Here is a 15,735-nt window from a genome sequence, read left to right as displayed (position 1 = left end):
TGCCGGCGTCCGCCGCCGGTACCGCCGACGGCCGGTCGGCGGCGCCCGGGCTTCAGAACCACTGCCGTACCTCGCCGGCACCGGCGACGTTCTCGACGCAGCGCCCGCACAGCTCCGGATCGTCGGCCGTGCCGCCCACGTCCGCCCGGTAGTGCCAGCAGCGCACGCACTTGGCCGCTGCGCTCGGCCGGGCGACGACCCAGGCCTCGCCCTCGTCGATCTCCACGCGCACCGCGTCGGCGGGCCGGGTATCCAGGTCGGCCAGGACCAGTTCCGAGGTGATGAAGAAGAAGCGCAGCTCGGCGGCCGTGTCGGCGTAGCGGGCGCGCGTCGCGGCGTCGAGGTGCAGCGTCACCTCGGCCTGCAGCGAGGCGCCGATCGCGCCGTCGTTGCGCATGCCCTCCAGCACCTTGGAGACGGTGCCGCGGATCGCCAGCAGGTCGGCCCAGAAACGGCGGCGCTCCGGCGAGGCCTGCATCGGCGCGAGGCCTTCGTACCAGGTCTCGAAGAACACCGACGCGCCGCGCGCGCTGCCGCCGGCAGCGGCCGGCAGGTGCTGCCAGATCTCCTCGGCGGTGAAGCTGGTCAGCGGGGCGAGCCAGCGCACCAGTGCCTCGAGGATGCGGAACATCGCGCTCTGCGCGCTGCGCCGGCCGTGGCTGTCGGTCGGCATCGTGTAGAGCCGGTCCTTGGTGATGTCCAGGTACAGCGAACCCAGCTCGTTCGTGCAGAAGTTCTGCACGCGCTGCACGATCTCCGGATAGTCGTAGCGCTCGTAGGCGGCGATCACGGCGGTCTGCACGTCGTGCGCCTGCTGCACCGCCCACTGGTCCAGCAGCAGGCAGCCTTCCACCGGCAGCAGGTGCCGGGCCGGATCGAAGCCGTCGAGGTTGCCGAGCAGGAAGCGGGCGGTGTTGCGGATGCGGCGATAGGCATCGGAAACGCGCTTCAGGATCTCGTCGGAGACGGCGATCTCGTTGCGGTAGTCGGTCGAAGCCACCCACAGGCGCAGCACGTCGGCGCCGAGCGTATCGACGACCTTCTGCGGCGCGATCACGTTGCCGAGCGACTTGGACATCTTGCGGCCGTGCTGGTCGACCGTGAAGCCGTGCGTCAGCACCTCGTCGTACGGCGCGCGACCGTGCATCGCCGATGCCGTCAGCAGCGAGGAGTGGAACCAGCCGCGGTGCTGGTCCGAGCCTTCCAGGTACATGATGCGGTCGTCGGGGCCGTGCGCCAGCTCGGGACGCTGGTCGAGCACGGCGTAGTGCGTCACGCCCGAGTCGAACCACACGTCCAGGACGTCGCCGACCTTCTCGTAGCGCTCGGCGTCCTCGCCGAGGAGCTCGCGGGCATCGAGCGCGGCCCAGGCGTCGATGCCGTCCTTCTCGACGCGCTGCGCGACCTGCTCGAACAGCTCGACGCTGCGCGGATGCGGCAGCTGCGTGCTCTTCTCGACGAACAGCGCGATCGGCACGCCCCAGGTGCGCTGGCGCGAGATGCACCAGTCGGGCCGGCCGGCGATCATGCCGGTGATGCGCTCCTCGCCCCAGGCCGGGATCCAGCGCACCGCCTTGATCGCCTCCAGGGCGGTGGCGCGCAGGCCTTCCTTCTCCATGCTCATGAACCACTGCGGCGTCGCGCGGAACGCGACCGGCGTCTTGTGGCGCCAGCAGTGCGGGTAGCTGTGCTCGAACCTGGCGAACGCGAGCAGGTGGCCGTTGCCGCGCAGCAGCTCGACGATCGCGTCGTTCGCCTTCCAGATGAACTGCCCCTCGAACAGCGGCGTGCCGGGCAGGTAGACGCCGTTGCCGCCGACCGGATTGAGTTCCGCTGCGCTGTAGCGGTCGATCAGGCCGTAGGCCTGCCCGACCGCGAAGTCCTCGACGCCGTGGCCGGGCGCGGTGTGGACCGCGCCGGTGCCGTCCTCGGCGCTGACGTGAGCGCCGACCAGGATCGGCACCTGCCGGTCGTAGAACGGGTGGTGCAGGGCGGTCAGCTCCAGGTCCGCGCCGATCGCCGTGCGGCTGCCTGCCGGCAGTGCGACGCCGTCGATCCCATAGCGCGCGAGCGCCTTTTCCGCGAGGGCGGCGGCGATCACCAGCAGCACGCGCTTGCCCTCGCGCGCCGGCCCCTCGACCAGCACGTACTCGAGCTCGGGGCCGAGCGAAACGGCCAGGCTGGCCGGCAGTGTCCACGGCGTCGTGGTCCAGATCGGCACGGCGACGAGGGTCGCTTCGTCGACCGTCACGCCGAACCGTTTCGCGAGCGCCTGCGGATCGACCGCGTCGTAGGCGACGTCGATCGCCGGAGAGGTCTTGTCGGCATACTCGATCTCGGCCTCCGCCAGCGCCGAGCCGCAGTCGAAGCACCAATGCACCGGCTTGAAGCCGCGCGTGACGTGGCCGTTGGCGTAGATCCTGGCCAGGGCGCGCAGCATGTCGGCCTCGAAGCGCGCATCCATCGTGCGATACGGATGGTCCCAGTCGCCGAGGATGCCCAGCCGCTTGAAGTCCGCGCGCTGCAGGTCGATCTGCTTGGCGGCGTACTCGCGGCACTTCTGGCGGAACGTTGCCGCGTCCACCTTCTGGCCGACCTTGCCGACCTCCTTCTCCACGGCGATCTCGATCGGCAGGCCGTGGCAGTCCCAGCCCGGGACGTACGGCGACCGGTAGCCCGCCATCAGCTTGGACTTGACGACGACGTCCTTGAGCACCTTGTTGACGGCGTGGCCGATGTGGATCACGCCGTTCGCGTACGGCGGGCCGTCGTGCAGGATGAAGGCCCGCTCGCGCCCGGCCGTGTGGCGCTGGATTGCCTGGTAGCGCTCGCTCGCGTACCACTCGGCCAGCATCGCCGGCTCGCGCTTGGCCAGGTCCGCCTTCATCGCGAAGTCGGTCTTCGGCAGGTTGATGGTGCTCTTGTAGTCCTTGGTCACGCGGTCACTCCGGCTTTGGCAGCCTGCGGAAGGCCCAGAATCGTGCGCGCCGCGGCGGCGTCGAGGTCCATCTGGCGGACCAGGGCGTCGAGATCGGCGAATTTTTCCTCGTCGCGCAGCTTGGCGACGAACTCCACGTCGAGGCGGCGGCCGTACAGGTCGCCGTCGAAATCGAACAGGTGCGCCTCCAGCAGCGGTTCGCTGCCGTCGACGGTCGGCCGTACGCCGAGGCTGGCCACGCCCGGGTGCGGCTCGCCGGCCAGGCCGTGCACGCGCACCGCGAAGATGCCGTTGACCGGCGAGATGCGGCTGCCCAGGGCGATGTTCGCGGTCGGATAGCCGAGCCGCCGGCCCAGCTGCTGGCCGTGCACCACGGTGCCGCCGATCCGGAAGCGGCGGCCGAGCAGCGCCGCGGCGCCGTCGAAATCGCCGGCCGCCAGCAGCTCGCGGATGTGGCTGGAGCGCACGCGCGCGCCGTCCACCGCGAAGTCCGGGAAGACCTCGACGCGGAAACCGGCATCGGCGCCGGCCGCGCGCAGCAGCGCGACGTCGCCCTTGCGGCCGTGGCCGAAGCGGAAGTCGGCGCCGACGAAGACCTCGCGGGCCTGCAGCCGGTCCACCAGCACGCACGCGATGAAGCGCTCGGCCTCCCAGTGGGCCAGCTCGGCATCGAAGTTCAGCGACAGCAGGATGTCGATACCGGCGGCCTCGAACTGCTCGATCTTGTCGTGCAGGTCCGACAGGCGCAGCAGCGGCGTGGTGCGCGCAAAGAACTCACGCGGGATCGGCTCGAAGCTGACCACGGCCGCCGGCAGGCCGAGCGCGTCGGCGCGCCGGCGGACCTGGTCGAGCAGGGCGCGGTGGCCGCGATGGACGCCGTCGAACGCGCCGACGCACAGAACACTGCCGCCCGGGGCCAAGGGCGGGCCCGCGGCATCGTGGAATACCTGGATCATCGCGCGATTATAGCGAGCCGGTGGCAATGCCGTCGTGCCGAACCGCCCGGCGGCACGGTCATCGCACCGCCTGCATCACCGGCTCCGGCGCTCACGGTCGAGCCGGTCGGGCCGTTCCGCAAGCCGGCCGTTCGCCGCGGTCCGCGAACGGCCGCGGACCGCTCTAGGGCGTGTCATCAATCCCCCGGCAGGTCGCGTTGGCCCTGGAAAGTCGTCAGGGGGTGTTGTGTGGCGCCGCGCCTGACTGGCCGTCAGGTCAAGCCGCGCAACGCACGCTGGCGGCTTTCCAGGGCCAACCCGTAGGGCCGCTCTTGCGTGCGCCCGGGACTGCGTCATCGCTCGGGCGTGGACCCACGTCCACTTCCTCCCTCTTCCTTGTCCCGGACGCACGCAAGAACGGCGCGGCCTACCGGGGGATTGATGACACGCCCTAGTGTGCGCGCAGGTCGCGGACGCGCAGGCCGAGCGCCAACAGCGTCGCGACGAAGGCCGTGCCTGCCGCGACGATCAGGATCGAAAGACGCAGCAGTCGGGTCGCCGCCGGCCAGGCGGTCCAGTCGTTCCAGACGACGAGCCCGCCGACGAGCACGGCGACCAGCGCGGCGCAGGCTAGGCCCAGTCGCAGCAGGTGCCGGCCCCAGCCAGGTTGGCGGCGATAGAGGCCTTCGCGGCGCAGCGCGCGCCAGAGCAGGGCCAGGTTGAGATAGCTGGCGAGCGCGCTGGCGAGCGCGAGCCCCACGTGCAGGCCGGGTACGCGCTCCAGCGCCGCGAGCCAGCCGTCGGACAGGTCGCCGGGCGCATGCCACAGCGCCAGCAGCAGGCCGACGAAGACGACGTTGAGCAGCATGCTGGCGACCATCGCCGCCACACCGGCGCGAACCGGCGTGCGTGTGTCCTGGCGCGCATAGAACGCCGGTGCCAGGACCTTCACCAGCACGAAGGCCGGCAGGCCGAAGCTCAGCGCCGACAGCGACAGGGACGCCATGCGCACGTCGTGGGCGTCGAAACGGCCGTGCTGGAACAGCGTCGAGACGATCGGGCCGGCCAGCAGCACCAGGCCGAGCATCGCCGGCAGCGCGATCAGCAGCGCGGTGCGCAGGCCCCAGTCCAGCGCCTTGGAATAGCCGAGCGGGTCGTCGCCGACATGGTGGCGCGAAAGCGAGGGCAGGATCACCGTGCCCAGCGCGACGCCGAACAGACCCAATGGAAATTCCAGCAGCCGGTCGGTCTGCGACAGCCAGGTCTGCGAGCCGGTGATCAGGAACGAGGCGATCAGCGTGTCGAGCAGCAGGTTGACCTGTGCCACCGACGAGCCGAACAGGGTCGGCACCATCAGCTTCAGGATGCGCTGCACCTGCGGGTGGCGCCAGCCCCAGCGCGGCAGCGTCAGCAGGTTCAGCCGGCGCAGCGCCGGCAGCTGGAACAGCAACTGCAGCACGCCGGCGGCCAGGATCGCCCAGCCCAGCGCCATGATCGGCACGTCCATCCGCGGCGCCAGCCACAGCGCGCCGGCGATCATGCACAGGTTGAAGATCACCGGCGTGAGCGCCGGCAGCGCGAAGCGGTGGAAGCTGTTGAGCACACTGCCGGCCAGTGCCGTCAGCGAGACGAACAGCAGGTACGGGAACGTCAGCCGCAGCAGGTCGGCGGTCAGCGCCAGCTTGGCCGGATCGTCGATCGAGCCGGGTGCGAAGACACGCGTCACGCCCTCGGCGCAGGCGATGCCCAGTGCGGTGACGACCAGCAGGATGCCGCCCAGCGTGCCGGCCGTGCGCGCGATCAGCTCGCGCAGCGCCTCGGCGCTGTCGCGCTCCTTGACCTCGGTCAGCACCGGCACGAACGCCGCCGCGAACGAACCCTCGGCGAACAGGCGGCGCATGAAGTTGGGGATCCGGAACGCGACCCAGAACGCGTCGGTGGTCGCATTGGCGCCGAAGGTCCAGGCGATGACCATTTCGCGGACCAGGCCGAGGACGCGGGAGACGAAGGTGCCGCCGCTGAAGCTCAGCATCGACCGCAGGAGGCTGGGAGTTGGAGGCATCGGCGCTACGCGAATGGAAAATGAAGGCCGGCCGCTGCCGACGGGAACGGGTACAGTGTCGGCGGATGGCCGGGCGATCCCCGGCCCGGGAGGCGAAAACCAAGCGGCTAGTATCGGGCTTTTACCTGCGCGTCCCCAATCCCCCGCGGCCGTCTCCGGCCTGCGACTTGACCGTTGCGGCCAGCGGCTTCATAATCCCACGCCTTTTTTCTTGCCCCGATTCCTGGAGTACCATCCGTGGCCAACATCAAGTCCGCCAAGAAGCGTGCGCGTCAGTCCGAGCAGGCGCGTCAGCGCAACGCCAGCGCCCGTTCGATGGTGCGTACCGCTATCAAGAAGGTCGTCAAGGCGCTCGACGCCAAGGACAAGGCCGGCGCCGAAGCGGCGTTCCGCGTCGCCGAGCCGATCATGGATCGCTATGCCGCGCGCGGCCTGATCCACCAGAACAAGGCCGCTCGCCACAAGAGCCGCCTGACCGCGCACATCCGCGCGCTGGGCTGAGTCCGGGACGAAGCAGCAACGAAAAAGCCGGCGAAAGCCGGCTTTTTTTGTTGTGCGCCGCGCGGGGGCGGATGCGTCCGTCCGTCAGCCGGCGGCATCGAGCGCGTCGCGGCGCTGCTCGTCGAAGAAGCGCTGGATCTCCAGGCAGATCGGCCAGGTGCCGTCGCGGCCGATCGCCGAGGCGACGAACCAGGGCTGCTTCCACTTGAGTCGCCGGACGATCGCCTTGGCGGTCTTGGCGCGCTCTTCCTCGGGCAGCAGGTCGGCCTTGTTGAGTACCAGCCAGCGCGGCCGCTGCAGCAGCTCCGGATCGAACTGCGCAAGCTCCTGCTCGATCGTGCGGAACTGGTCGACCGGGTCGGTGATGCCGTCGAGCGGCGCGATGTCGACCAGGTGCAGCAGCAGGCGGGTGCGGGCGACGTGCTTGAGGAACTGCACGCCCAGGCCCGCGCCCTCGGCAGCGCCCTCGATCAGGCCCGGGATGTCGGCGATCACGAAGCTCTGGTCGGTATCGATGCGTACCACGCCCAGGTGCGGCTGCAGCGTCGTGAACGGATAGTCGGCCACGCGCGGGGTCGCCGCCGAGACCGCGCGGATGAAGGTCGACTTGCCGGCGTTCGGGAAGCCGAGCAGGCCGACGTCGGCCAGCACCTTCAGCTCCAGGCGCAGCTCGCGGTCCTCGCCTTCCGAGCCGGACGTCGCGCGCCGCGGCGCCCGGTTGACCGAGCTCTTGAAGTGGACGTTGCCGATGCCGCCGGTGCCGCCCCGCGCAACCAGCAGGCGCTCGCCGTGCCGGGTCAGGTCGCCGATCTGCTCGTCGGTCGCGACGTTGTAGATGACCGTACCGACCGGCACGCGGATGACGTTGTCCGCGCCGGCCTTGCCGTTCATCTGGCGGCTCATGCCGTTCTCGCCGCGCTGGGCGCGGTGGGTGCGTTCGTGGCGGAAATCGACCAGCGTGTTGAGGCCCTCGTCGGCGACCAGGTAGACGCTGCCGCCGCCGCCGCCGTCGCCGCCGTCGGGGCCGCCGAACGGGATGAATTTCTCGCGCCGGAAGCTGACGCAGCCGTTGCCGCCGTTGCCGGCAATGACGCGGATCGTGGCTTCATCGACGAAATGCATGAGACACCGTTGCAGGGAGCGGAAAGAGGAGGTTGCCGGCGGGTCCGCCGCGTGCCGGCGGGCGGTCGCGCCGTACAAACGAAAAGCCCCGCCGTAGCGGGGCCTTCGCGATGTCGGGCCCGCCGCGAGGCGGCGGGGCCGGCGTCAGGCGGACGGGACGATGTTGACGGTCTTGCGCTTCTCGGCGCCCTTGACCTTGAACTCGACCACGCCGTCGACCAGCGCGAACAGCGTATGGTCACGGCCCAGGCCCACACCGGTGCCCGGGTGGAACTTGGTGCCGCGCTGGCGAATGATGATGTTGCCGGCGTTGACGGCCTGGCCGCCGTAGATCTTGACGCCGAGGTACTTCGGATTGGAATCGCGGCCGTTGCGGGTAGAGCCGCCAGCTTTCTTGTGTGCCATGACTAGACTCTCCTCAGGCGCCGGTGATGCCGGTGATTTCGATTTCGGTGTAGTGCTGCCGGTGGCCCATCTCCTTGCGATGGTGCTTGCGGCGACGGAACTTGACGATGCGGATCTTGTCGGCGCGGCCGTGCGAACGGATCTTGGCCGCGACCTTGGCGCCGCTGATTAGCGGGGCCCCGATCGTGATCGACTCGCCTTCGCCGATCAGGAGCACCTGGTCGAACTCGACGGTGCTGTCGACGTCGGCGACGAGCTTCTCGACGCGCAGGGTCTCGCCCTGCGCCACGCGGTACTGCTTACCGCCGGTAACGATGACTGCGTACATGCTGGCAATGCCTCTGTAGTTATTCTGACTTCTGCCCGCCGACGCGCGAAGCGCCGGTAAAAATCGGCCGCCGACTATAGCCGGAGCGGGCGGTCGCGTCAAGCCGTCGCAGGTGCGTCCTCAAGCTGAACAACCGGGCGTGATCGGGGCGCCGGCCCTTGATATCGGGCCGTCCGTCACGGGGTTCGTCGCCTCCGCCTGCGCGCTATAGTGCCCAGTTCGCCTTCCCCCCGAGCCGGCCATGGACACGATCCGCATCCGCGGTGCGCGCACCCACAACCTCAAGAACATCGACATCGACCTGCCGCGCGACAAGCTGATCGTGATCACCGGCCTGTCCGGCTCCGGCAAGTCCTCGCTGGCGTTCGACACGATCTACGCCGAAGGCCAGCGCCGCTACGTCGAGTCGCTGTCGGCCTATGCGCGCCAGTTCCTTTCGGTGATGGAGAAGCCCGACGTCGACCACATCGAGGGCCTCTCGCCGGCGATCTCGATCGAGCAGAAGTCCACCTCCCACAATCCGCGCTCGACGGTCGGCACGATCACCGAGGTCTACGACTACCTGCGCCTGCTGTTCGCGCGGGTCGGTACACCGCGCTGCCCCGACCACGGCATCACGCTGGAGGCGCAGACCGTCAGCCAGATGGTCGACGCGACCCTGGCGCTCGATGGCGCCAGGCGCTACATGCTGCTGGCGCCGGTGATCCGCGAGCGCAAGGGCGAGCACGTCCAGGTGTTCGAGCAGCTGCGTGCGCAGGGCTTCGTGCGGGCCCGCGTCGACGGCGTGGTCCACGAGCTGGACGCGGTGCCGCCGCTGACCCTGCGCCAGAAGCACACGATCGAGGCGGTCATCGACCGCTTCCGCCCGCGCGAGGACCTCAAGCAGCGGCTGGCCGAGTCGTTCGAGACGGCGCTGCGCCTCGGCGACGGCATCGCGATCCTGGCCGACATGGACGGCGGGTCGGCCGAGACGACGTTCTCCTCGCGGTTTTCCTGCCCGGTCTGCGACTACGCGCTGCCGGAGCTGGAGCCGCGCCTGTTCTCGTTCAATTCCCCGGTCGGCGCGTGCCCGGCCTGCGACGGCCTCGGCGTGACGCAGTTCTTCGATCCGGGACGGGTCGTCGTCCATCCGCAGCTCAGCCTCGCGGCCGGTGCGGTGCGCGGCTGGGACCGGCGCAACGCCTACTACTTCCAGATGATCCTGTCGCTGGCGCGGCACTACCGGTTCGACGTCGACGCGCCCTGGGACGAGCTGCCGGCGGCGATCTGCCAGCACGTGCTGTACGGCTCGGGCGACGACCCGATCAGTTTCCGCTACCTCAGCGAGTCCGGCGGCACGGTGACGCGCAAGCACCGCTTCGAGGGCATCATCCCGAACCTGGAGCGCCGCTATCGCGAGACCGAATCGCCGGCCGTGCGCGAGGAGCTGTCCAAGTACGTCAGCGAGCAGCCGTGCCCGGACTGCGGCGGCCAGCGCCTCAACCGCAGCGCCCGCAACGTGTTCGTCGGCGATCGCAACCTGCCGACGCTCACGGCGCTGCCGATCGACCAGTCGCTGGGCTTCTTCCAGGCGTTGACGCTGGCCGGCTGGCGCGGCGAGATCGCCGCGAAGATCGTCAAGGAAATCCGCGAGCGGCTGCATTTCCTCGTGGACGTCGGTCTGGACTACCTGACGCTCGACCGGCAGGCCGACTCGCTGTCGGGTGGCGAGGCCCAGCGCATCCGCCTGGCCTCGCAGATCGGCGCCGGGCTGGTCGGCGTGATGTACGTGCTCGACGAGCCCTCGATCGGCCTGCACCAGCGCGACAACGAGCGCCTGCTCGGCACGCTCAACCGCCTGCGCGACCTCGGCAACACGGTGATCGTCGTCGAGCACGACGAGGATGCGATCCGCCTGGCCGACCACGTCGTCGACATCGGCCCCGGTGCTGGCGTCCACGGTGGCGAGGTGGTCGCCCAGGGCTCGCTGGCCGACGTGCTCGCCGCACCGCGCTCGCTGACCGGGCAGTACCTGTCCGGCGAGCGCCGCGTCGAGGTGCCGGCGCATCGGCGCACGCCCGACCCGGAGGCGATGCTGCGCCTGCTCGGGGCCAGCGGCAACAACCTCAAGAACGTGGACCTGGAGATCCCGGCCGGGCTGTTCGTGGCGGTCACCGGCGTGTCCGGGTCGGGCAAGTCCACGCTGATCAACGACACGCTGTACCGGCTCGCCGCGAGCGAACTCAACGGGGCGCACGAGAAGGCCACCGCGTACCGCGAGATGCAGGGGATGGAGCTGTTCGACAAGGTGGTCGACATCGACCAGTCGCCGATCGGCCGCACGCCGCGCTCGAACCCGGCCACCTATACCGGCCTGTTCACGCCGCTGCGCGAGCTGTTCGCCCAGGTGCCCGAGGCGCGCTCGCGCGGCTACGGCCCCGGACGCTTCAGCTTCAACGTCAAGGGCGGCCGTTGCGAGGCCTGCGAGGGCGACGGCCTGATCAAGGTCGAGATGCACTTCCTGCCGGACGTGTACGTGCCCTGCGACGTCTGTCACGGCAAGCGCTACAACCGCGAGACGCTGGAGATCCTCTACAAGGGCTGCACCATTTCCGACGTGCTCGACATGACCGTCGAGGACGCGATGAAGCTGTTCGAGAACGTGCCGACGCTGGCGCGCAAGCTCGAGACGCTGATCGACGTGGGACTGGGCTACATCAAGCTCGGCCAGAGCGCCACCACGCTGTCCGGTGGCGAGGCGCAGCGCGTCAAGCTGTCGCGCGAGCTCAGCAAGCGCGACACCGGGCGCACGCTGTACATCCTGGACGAACCGACCACCGGCTTGCATTTCTACGACATCGAGCAGCTTCTCAAGGTGCTGCACCGCCTGACCGAGGCGGGCAATACCGTGGTCGTGATCGAGCACAACCTCGACGTCATCAAGACCGCCGACTGGGTCGTCGACCTCGGTCCCGAGGGCGGCGACCGCGGCGGCACGATCATCGCCGCCGGCACGCCCGAGGCTATCGCCGCCAACCCGGCCTCGCATACCGGCCGGTTCCTGGCGCGCGTGCTCGATGCGCCGGTCGCACCGCCGGCCGGTCGTGGCGCACGCGCCACCGGTGCCAAGAACACGAAGAGGAAGAAGAAGGCATGAATCGATCCCGCAAGAAGCCGGCCGCGGCGCCGGCGGAGCCGCCCCCGCCGGAAACCGTGCCGGTACCCGCCGGCCGTGCGGAGACGGGCGGCGAGGGCGGTACCTGCCTCGGCGCATTTCCAATCGCGTTGCGTTGGCGCGACCTCGACGCCTTCAATCACGTCAACAACGGCAATTTCCTGACCTTTCTCGAGGAAGCGCGGCTGCGCTGGCTGTCGGGGGTGGAGGGGCCGTGGTTCGACGAGCACAGCATGCCGGTGGTGGCCGCGATCCAGGTCAACTACCGGCGCCAGCTGGGTTGGCCGGCGGAGATCGACGTCGAGCTGTACTGCGAGCGCGTCGGCCGCTCCTCGCTGACGATCGGCCACCGGATCGTGGCGCGCACGGACCATACGCTGTACGTCGACGGCCATGTCGTCGTGGTCTGGATCGATCCGGCCGACGGGCGGTCGACGCCGTTGCCGGCGGCGATCCTCACGGCCTGCGAGCACGCCGGCCGCGACGGCTGAAGCCCGCGGCGCGCGGGCGGTTCTCGTGCGGTTACCGGGCCCGGGCGCCGGGCCGGAAGACGCGTCCTAGTGTGCGTGGCCGGCGTGGTCGTGGTCGGCGTGACCGTGGCCCGTCGCCGGCGCGCGATCGGCGACCGTGAACTCGGCCGGGACGCGGCTGCCGTCGTCGAGCACGAACACGATCCGGACGCTGCCGCCGGCTTCGATCGCCTGCGCCGGTTCCATCAGCATCAGGTGCTTGCCACCCGGTTCCAGCGTCGCGCTTGCGCCGGCGTCGATCGACAGTCCGGCCAGCTCGCGCATGCGCGAGACGCCGTCGACGAGCGTGGTTTCGTGGATCGACACCGCGCCGAACGCCGTGCTTTCGACGGCGGTCACGCGCAGCGGCGCATCACCGCCGTTGTGCAGCCGCGCGTAGCCGGCCAGCATCGAAACCCCCGGCGGCGCGGGACGAATCCAGCCCGCCTCGACGTCGAGCCGGCCGGCGCCCCAGGCGCTGCCGGCGAACAGCGACGATAGCGCCGCGACGGCCGTCATGCATTGTTGCAATCGATTCATCGGTATCTCCTGAGCGCCCCGTATCATAGCCCGCCTGACGCAGCCCCCAAGGAAACGCGACCATGCACCGCACGTTGCTCGCCACTGGATTGACCCTTGCCGCCGTGGTTCCGGCGGCCGCCGCCGACAGCGTCGGGCTGACGATCTACCGCAACAGCGGCGGTGCGCTGTTCGAGGGGGGCGGTTCTCCCGTCGCCGACGGCTACGCGGTCGTGCACGAGCGCCGCAGCATTTCGTTGAGCGGCGGCCGCGAGTCGCTGTCGCTCGGCGGCCTGCCGACGACGCTGGATCCGGAAGCGGTCGCGCTCGACCTCGGCCGCAGCCGCGTGCTGGCCCAGCGCGTGCTCTCGGCCGGCGACGGCGGCACGCTGGCGGCGCACCGCGGCGAGCGCGTGCAGATCCAGCGCGCCGACGGCAGCGCGATCGTCACCGGCGTGCTGGTCGGGGTGGACGGCAACGGCCTGACGGTGCGCGACGACAGCGGCGACATGCGCTACCTACGCGAGTACGCCGCCGTGCGCTTCCTGGATCGCACCGGCCAGCCCGGCAGCACGCTGCAGCTGGTGGTGGACGGCAGTGCCGGCAACACCCTGGCTGCGCTGACGTATCCGACCTCGGGCCTCGGCTGGCGTGCGGCCTATGCGGCGACGCTGGCCGACGGCAGCGGCTGCAGTCTCAATCTCGAGGCGCTCGCCAGCATCGCCAACCGCAGCGGCCGCGACTACCAGGGCGCACGCCTCAAGCTGATCGCCGGCGAGCCGAACATCGCCAGCGGCGGCGGTCCCCAGCCGTTCGCGATGAAGGCGATGATGGCGCGCGACTCGGCACCCGAATCGCTGCCCGAGCAGGCTGCGCTCGGTGACTACCGCAGCTACGTCATCGACGGTGCACTCGACCTTCCCGACGCCAGCGTCACCCAGGTGCCGCTGTACGCGCCGCGCACGCTCAACTGCCAGCGCAGCTGGCTGTTCGACGTCGGCAATGCCTGGTTCCCGGCCAAGCCGCTGCTGACCGCGGACTACGAGGGCGCGCCGGTGGCGTCGCGCGTCGTCAGCAGCCTGCGCTTCGTCGCCGACGAGAACCTGCCGGCCGGCACGCTGCGCGTGCTGACGCGCGATCGCGACGGCAGCCTGGAGCTGCTCGCCGAGGCGCGCCTGGACGACACCGCCAAGGGGTTGCCGGCCACGATCACGCTCGGCAATGCCTTCGACCTGTCCGGCCAGCGCGAGCGCACGGCGTTCAGCGTCGATCGCGGCGGACGCACGATGGACGAGGGGTTCCGCGTCACGCTGACCAACAGCGGCGACGTCGCGCGAACGGTGACGGTGCGTGCGTACCCCAACCGCTGGCGGACCTGGAGCCTGGTCAGTTCCAGCCAGAAGCCGGCGCGGCAGACGGTCAATCAGCTCGAGTTCGCGGTGGAGGTTCCCAAGGGTGGCAAGGCGACGCTGGACTACGCGCTGCGCTACAGTTGGACGCCCACCGAGGAATGAACGCACCGCCATGCTCGATATCGTCGACCACCCCTCCGTCCGTGAACTTCGCCTCGCCCGTCCGCCGGTAAACGCACTCGATCCGGCCCTGGTCGGCCGCTTGCGCGAAGCGATCGAGGCGGCGCCCGCGTCCGGTGCGCGCGGGCTGCTGTTGTCCGGCGCGCCCGGCATGTTCTCGGCCGGGTTGGACGTTCCAGCCCTGCTGGCACTGGACCGGGCGGCGATGCACGCGTTCTGGACCGAGTTCTTCGCCCTGTGCGCGGCGATCGCCCGCTCGCCGATCCCGAGCGTGGCCGCGCTGACCGGACACAGTCCGGCCGGCGGCGCCGTGCTGGCGATGTTCTGCGACTACCGCGTCATGGCGCGTGGTCCGTACCGCATCGGCCTCAACGAGGTCCAGGTCGGCCTGTCGGTGCCCGACTGCATCCAGGTCGGCTTGCGCCGGCTGGTCGGCACCTATCGCGCCGAGCGCCTGATGGTCTCCGGGACGATGCTGGAGGCCGAGCAGGCGCAGGCGATCGGTTTCGTCGACGAACTGGTCGACGTCGACCACGTCGTGCCGCGGGCGCTGGTCTGGCTCGGCGAGCTGCTGCAGCTGCCGCCGCGCGCGATGGCCGAGACCCGCCGGCTGGCGCGTGCCGACCTGGTCGCCGCCTTCGCGGACCTGGCGGCGTTTCCGGTGGAGGCATTCGTCGACGGCTGGTTCTCCGACGAGTCGCAGGGCACGCTGCAGGCGCTGGTCGCGCGCTTGCGCAGCAAGTCGCGCTGATCGACGGCGCCGGGGCGCGATCCGGTCGTGGCTGCCAGGACCGACCGCTCCGGCTGCGCCCTGCCGCGCCTGCCTGCGCTGGCGCTGCCGGTCGCGATCGCGCTCGCCGCCGGGCCGCTTGCGGCGGCGCGGTTGCCCGGCTGGATCTGCACGCACCCCGATGCGCTGTTCGTCGACGGCCTGGACGCGGTGCCGGCGGTCCTGCGCCAACCCTCCGGCGGTTCCGGCGGCAGCTATCCCGGCGCCGTCACGCGCACGGTATCGGTGCCCGGCGTCGGCAGCCGCAGCTATCGCTTGTACCTGCCTGCCGCCTACCGGCCTGGCCACGCGTTCCCGCTGGTGGTGGCGCTGCACGGCGCCGCCGGTCCCGGCAATGCGGCGGCCGCGGCCACCGCCCTGGCGATGGCCTGGGCGCCGGCAGCCGATGCCGGGCAGGTGGTCGTGCTGGCGCCCGTGGCCGGCGGCAGCCAGGGCGGATGGCTCGCGCCGGACGTGGACGGCAGCGGCCCGTCGGACTACGACGTCGTCGCCGCGGCGATCGCGGATGCGGCGGCTGCCTACAACATCGACCTCCTGCGTGTGTACGGCTGGGGCTACTCGGCCGGCGGCGCGGTCATGCACGACCTCAATCTCACGCCGATCAACCGGCACTACCAGGCGTTCTCCGCCTACGCGGTGGCCGCGGCGGCACGCATCCAGTGCGTGGACTACATCGGTCCGTACTGCGATCCGGCCACGGCGCCGGTCCGGGTGCCGGTCGCGATCCGCATCGGGCAGTCCGACAGCCTGTTGCCGTACGCCCAGGCCGATCGCACGGCCTTCCTCGCGGCCGGCTGGACCGCCGGCGATACGCTGGCCTATGCCGAGTTCGCAGGCGGGCACGTCTACGACGCGGCCGGCATCGCCGCGGCCTGGACCTTCCTCTGCCCGTTTCGCCGCGACCCCTGAAGCCGGTTGGTTGCGAAAGGCGGGCATGCCG

At 70.5% G+C, this 15,735-nt stretch carries 13 protein-coding genes; 6 read left to right on the top strand and 7 right to left on the bottom strand.

Annotated elements, in window-relative coordinates; all coding sequences use genetic code 11:
• Window positions 1–52 precede the first annotated feature (52 nt).
• The 3 genes from ileS to murJ all read right to left on the bottom strand — a co-directional run bounded on the left by ileS (window position 53) and on the right by murJ (window position 5,935).
• A complete protein-coding gene (gene ileS, locus I596_RS10885; protein ID WP_067647645.1) occupies window positions 53–2,938 on the bottom strand; it encodes an isoleucine--tRNA ligase in 2,886 nt (961 codons plus the stop codon).
• On the bottom strand, window positions 2,935–3,894 hold the full coding sequence (locus tag I596_RS10880; RefSeq protein ID WP_067647642.1) for a bifunctional riboflavin kinase/FAD synthetase: 960 nt from the start codon (window positions 3,892–3,894) through the stop codon (window positions 2,935–2,937). Before I596_RS10880 ends, ileS begins: the two co-directional genes overlap by 4 nt.
• Window positions 3,895–4,324: 430 nt before the next feature.
• Window positions 4,325–5,935, bottom strand: coding sequence for a murein biosynthesis integral membrane protein MurJ (murJ, locus tag I596_RS10875; protein ID WP_067647639.1), 1,611 nt, complete (start codon window positions 5,933–5,935; stop codon window positions 4,325–4,327).
• A 237-nt stretch (window positions 5,936–6,172) separates the two neighbouring features.
• Between murJ and rpsT the strand changes: the two genes are divergently transcribed.
• Entirely contained in the window at window positions 6,173–6,436 is a 264-nt protein-coding gene (rpsT, locus tag I596_RS10870) for a 30S ribosomal protein S20 (protein WP_067647636.1), read from the top strand.
• An 84-nt stretch (window positions 6,437–6,520) separates the two neighbouring features.
• Here rpsT and cgtA read toward each other — a convergent pair whose 3' ends face one another.
• The 3 genes from cgtA to rplU form a co-directional block, all read right to left on the bottom strand.
• A complete protein-coding gene (gene cgtA / locus I596_RS10865) occupies window positions 6,521–7,558 on the bottom strand; it encodes an Obg family GTPase CgtA (protein WP_067647633.1) in 1,038 nt (345 codons plus the stop codon).
• Between the two features lie 144 nt (window positions 7,559–7,702).
• Window positions 7,703–7,963 carry a 50S ribosomal protein L27 gene (gene rpmA / locus I596_RS10860; protein WP_067647630.1) on the bottom strand — a complete coding sequence of 87 codons (261 nt, stop codon included), beginning with the start codon at window positions 7,961–7,963 and terminating at the stop codon, window positions 7,703–7,705.
• Between the two features lie 13 nt (window positions 7,964–7,976).
• Window positions 7,977–8,291 carry a 50S ribosomal protein L21 gene (gene rplU / locus I596_RS10855; RefSeq protein WP_067647627.1) on the bottom strand — a complete coding sequence of 105 codons (315 nt, stop codon included), beginning with the start codon at window positions 8,289–8,291 and terminating at the stop codon, window positions 7,977–7,979.
• Between the two features lie 241 nt (window positions 8,292–8,532).
• On the opposite strand from rplU, the gene uvrA reads away from it, so the two are divergent.
• Window positions 8,533–11,427 (top strand): excinuclease ABC subunit UvrA, encoded by a 2,895-nt coding sequence (uvrA, locus tag I596_RS10850; protein WP_067647624.1) that lies wholly within the window; start codon window positions 8,533–8,535, stop codon window positions 11,425–11,427.
• The gene (locus tag I596_RS10845) at window positions 11,424–11,936 is read left to right on the top strand and encodes an acyl-CoA thioesterase (protein WP_083965516.1); all 513 of its coding nucleotides are present in this window, start codon (window positions 11,424–11,426) and stop codon (window positions 11,934–11,936) included. The genes uvrA and I596_RS10845 overlap by 4 nt, the downstream gene beginning before the upstream one ends.
• A 66-nt stretch (window positions 11,937–12,002) precedes the next feature.
• On the opposite strand, the gene I596_RS10840 is transcribed toward I596_RS10845, so the two are convergent.
• Window positions 12,003–12,494, bottom strand: coding sequence for a copper chaperone PCu(A)C (locus I596_RS10840; protein WP_083965515.1), 492 nt, complete (start codon window positions 12,492–12,494; stop codon window positions 12,003–12,005).
• Window positions 12,495–12,556: 62 nt separating this feature from the next.
• On the opposite strand from I596_RS10840, the gene I596_RS10835 reads away from it, so the two are divergent.
• Genes I596_RS10835 through I596_RS10825 form a run of 3 tightly spaced genes read left to right on the top strand, consistent with a single transcriptional unit; the run spans window position 12,557 to window position 15,704 of the window.
• Entirely contained in the window at window positions 12,557–13,987 is a 1,431-nt protein-coding gene (locus I596_RS10835; RefSeq protein WP_067647618.1) for a DUF4139 domain-containing protein, read from the top strand.
• Window positions 13,988–13,997: 10 nt separating this feature from the next.
• Window positions 13,998–14,756 carry an enoyl-CoA hydratase/isomerase family protein gene (locus I596_RS10830; RefSeq protein WP_067647615.1) on the top strand — a complete coding sequence of 253 codons (759 nt, stop codon included), beginning with the start codon at window positions 13,998–14,000 and terminating at the stop codon, window positions 14,754–14,756.
• A gap of 27 nt (window positions 14,757–14,783) precedes the next feature.
• Window positions 14,784–15,704 carry a PHB depolymerase family esterase gene (locus I596_RS10825; RefSeq protein ID WP_067647613.1) on the top strand — a complete coding sequence of 307 codons (921 nt, stop codon included), beginning with the start codon at window positions 14,784–14,786 and terminating at the stop codon, window positions 15,702–15,704.
• The last annotated feature ends 31 nt before the right edge of the window (window positions 15,705–15,735 follow it).

The sequence above is a fragment of the Dokdonella koreensis DS-123 genome (genome assembly GCF_001632775.1).
GTDB lineage: Bacteria > Pseudomonadota > Gammaproteobacteria > Xanthomonadales > Rhodanobacteraceae > Dokdonella > Dokdonella koreensis.
Note: the sequence above shows the minus strand (reverse complement) of the source record. Positions and strands in the feature narration are given on the sequence as shown.

What these genes read in the sequence shown, in the direction of transcription:
- I596_RS10880 (WP_067647642.1), bottom strand. Translation starts at nt 3,894, where the DNA reads ATGATCCAGGTATTCCACGATGCCGCGGGCCCGCCCTTGGCCCCGGGC.
- I596_RS10830 (WP_067647615.1), top strand. Translation starts at nt 13,998, where the DNA reads ATGCTCGATATCGTCGACCACCCCTCCGTCCGTGAACTTCGCCTCGCC.
- uvrA (WP_067647624.1), top strand. Translation starts at nt 8,533, where the DNA reads ATGGACACGATCCGCATCCGCGGTGCGCGCACCCACAACCTCAAGAAC.
- cgtA (WP_067647633.1), bottom strand. Translation starts at nt 7,558, where the DNA reads ATGCATTTCGTCGATGAAGCCACGATCCGCGTCATTGCCGGCAACGGC.
- I596_RS10845 (WP_083965516.1), top strand. Translation starts at nt 11,424, where the DNA reads ATGAATCGATCCCGCAAGAAGCCGGCCGCGGCGCCGGCGGAGCCGCCC.
- I596_RS10840 (WP_083965515.1), bottom strand. Translation starts at nt 12,494, where the DNA reads ATGAATCGATTGCAACAATGCATGACGGCCGTCGCGGCGCTATCGTCG.
- rpmA (WP_067647630.1), bottom strand. Translation starts at nt 7,963, where the DNA reads ATGGCACACAAGAAAGCTGGCGGCTCTACCCGCAACGGCCGCGATTCC.
- murJ (WP_067647639.1), bottom strand. Translation starts at nt 5,935, where the DNA reads ATGCCTCCAACTCCCAGCCTCCTGCGGTCGATGCTGAGCTTCAGCGGC.
- I596_RS10835 (WP_067647618.1), top strand. Translation starts at nt 12,557, where the DNA reads ATGCACCGCACGTTGCTCGCCACTGGATTGACCCTTGCCGCCGTGGTT.
- rplU (WP_067647627.1), bottom strand. Translation starts at nt 8,291, where the DNA reads ATGTACGCAGTCATCGTTACCGGCGGTAAGCAGTACCGCGTGGCGCAG.